Source organism: Phenylobacterium sp., from assembly GCF_036263695.1.
Classification (GTDB): domain Bacteria; phylum Pseudomonadota; class Alphaproteobacteria; order Caulobacterales; family Caulobacteraceae; genus Phenylobacterium.
On sequence record NZ_DATAGM010000402.1, the window covers coordinates 1 to 2,291 of the forward strand.

4 protein-coding genes are annotated in these 2,291 nt (G+C 69.8%); all 4 read right to left on the reverse strand.

The window, feature by feature from the left end; all coding sequences use genetic code 11:
• On the reverse strand, positions 1-653 hold a 653-nt coding region (locus VHK87_RS16170), incomplete at its 3' end, for a ParB/RepB/Spo0J family partition protein (RefSeq protein WP_329635919.1).
• Between the two features lie 14 nt (positions 654-667).
• Positions 668-1,456, reverse strand: coding sequence for a ParA family protein (locus VHK87_RS16175; RefSeq protein ID WP_329635922.1), 789 nt, complete (start codon positions 1,454-1,456; stop codon positions 668-670).
• 7 nt (positions 1,457-1,463) lie between these two features.
• Entirely contained in the window at positions 1,464-2,126 is a 663-nt protein-coding gene (gene rsmG / locus VHK87_RS16180) for a 16S rRNA (guanine(527)-N(7))-methyltransferase RsmG (RefSeq protein WP_329635920.1), read from the reverse strand.
• Positions 2,104-2,291 (reverse strand): hypothetical protein (locus VHK87_RS16185; RefSeq protein WP_329635921.1); only part of this gene is annotated, 188 nt, incomplete at its 5' end. The genes VHK87_RS16185 and rsmG, both read right to left, overlap by 23 nt.

The following is a 2,291-nucleotide window of genomic DNA, read 5'->3' on the forward strand; positions in this document are numbered from 1 at the left end:
CGCACCGACAGGCCCTTGGCGATGATCTCCTCGGCCAGGGCCTCGGCGTTCGGCGCCGTGGCGATGGCCCGGGCGTGGCCGGCCGAGATGCGGCCCTCCAGCAGGTAGTTGCGCACGCCCTCAGGCAGCGCCAGCAGGCGCAGGGTGTTGGCCACATGGCTGCGGCTCTTGCCGACGGCCTCGGCGACCGAGTCCTGGGTGCGCCCGAACCGGTCCATCAGCTGCTTGTAGGCGGTGGCCTCTTCGATCGGGGACAGGTCCGCCCGCTGGACGTTCTCGATCACCCCGATCTCGAGCACCTGCATGTCGCTGAGCTCGCGCACCAGCACCGGGACGGCCGCAAGGCCCGCCCGCTGGGCCGCGCGCCAGCGCCGCTCCCCAGCGACGATTTCGTAGCGGCCCTCTGGCAGGGGGCGCACCAGGATCGGCTGCAGGATGCCCTTGTCGCGGATCGAGGCCGCCAGCTCGACTAGCTGCTCTTCCGGGAAGACCCAGCGCGGCTGGTCCGGATTGCGCTGCAGGAACTCGATGGGGATCTCGCGCACCGAGGCGCCGGTCGGCGCGGCCGGGGCCGGGGCTCCGGGCGCGCGAACGTCCTCTTCGCCGAGCAGGGCCGACAGGCCGCGGCCGAGGCCTCTGCGGTTCTCCGCCATGATCGCCCCCTCCCCTAAGCCGCCTGGGCGCGGCGTTCGCGCTCGCGAACGACGACTTCCCGAGCCAGCTTCAGATAGGCCTGGCTGCCCGCGCACTTCAGGTCGTAGACCAGCACCGGCTTGCCGAACGACGGCGCCTCGGAGACCCGCACGTTGCGGGGGATGACCGTGTCGTAGACCGTGGAGCCGAAGTGGCCGCGGACGTCGCGCCCGACCTGCTCGGAGAGGCTGTTGCGGCGGTCGTACATGGTCAGCACGATGCCCTGAATCTCCAGCGCCGGGTTCAGACTGCCGCGCACGAGGTCGATGGTCCGCATCAGCTGCGAGAGGCCCTCCAGAGCGAAGAACTCGCACTGCAGAGGCACCAGCACCGCATCGGCAGCGGCCATGGCGTTGACGGTCAGCAGGTTCAGCGACGGCGGGCAGTCGATCAGCACATAGGTGTAGTCGCGCTTCTCACGGAGCGGCGCGAGCGCGTCGCGCAGCTTGAACGAGCGCCGGGGGGCCTGGCCGAGCTCCAGCTCGATGCCGGACAGGTCGGCGTCGGCCGGCACCAGATCGAGGCCCGGCAGGGCCGTCTTGACGACGGTGTCCAGGATCGGCTTCTCGCCCATCAGCACGTCGTAGAGGGTGGTGGTGCGCTGGGCCCGGCCGACGCCGAGGCCCGTTGACGCGTTGCCCTGCGGATCGGAGTCGATCAGCAGCACCTTCTCGCCCACGGCCGCGAGCGCGGTCCCCAGGTTGATCGCGGTCGTGGTTTTGCCGACGCCGCCCTTCTGGTTGGCGACGACCAGCACGCGCAGGCCCCGGTCAGGCTTTTCGGGCACGGCCCAGTCTCCTCACACGGACGATCCGACCACGGAGATCGCTGCGACTCGGCAGCACGTCCGCCTCATAGTCCCAAAATCTTGTGGCTTCTTCCAGTTCGGAGGCAACATCTTGACCCTTTAGGAAGAGTCCCGTCGCGCCTTGTCTCAGAAAGGGTTTCGCATAGCCGAGCAGGCGATGCAGTGGGGCGCAAGCGCGCGCCGTGACGATATCCACAGCTAGCGACAGATCCTCCGCCCGGGTGTTGTGTACCGTCGCGGACAGAGCCAGATCGTCGACCGCCGCCTGCAGGAAGCGACACCTTTTGGCCATACTCTCCACGAGGTGGACGTGGAAGTCGGGCTGGTCCTTGCGCAGGATCGCCAGCACCACGCCGGGCAAGCCCGCCCCTGCCCCCAGGTCGGCCCAGAGTTTCGCCTGGGGCGCGAGTTCCAGCAGCTGGGCCGAGTCCCAGGCGTGCCGCGACCAGAAGGCGTCCAACGTGGAGGCCCCCACCAGGTTCATCTTCTGGTTCCAGTCAGCCAGCAGCTCACGGTAACGCTCGATGTCGCGCATCTGATCGGGGCCCGCGCCGGCGACCGCGGCGAAGCTCGCCGCATCGGTCACCGCCTCGGGGCCCGGCTCAGGCGGCCTTACGGCGGACATGCGCAAGTAGCGCCGTGAGCGCGCCCGGGGTCACACCTTCGATGCGCGCGGCCTGACCGAGGGTGAGCGGGCGCACCGCCGCCAGCTTCTCGCGGACCTCGTTCGAGAGGCCGCCGACGGCGGTGTAGTCGAGGTCAGCCGGCAGAGCCAGGTTCTCGTCCCGGC

Coding starts and splice junctions, on each gene's coding strand:
- rsmG (WP_329635920.1), bottom strand. CDS start 2,126: ATGTCCGCCGTAAGGCCGCCTGAGCCGGGCCCCGAGGCGGTGACCGAT.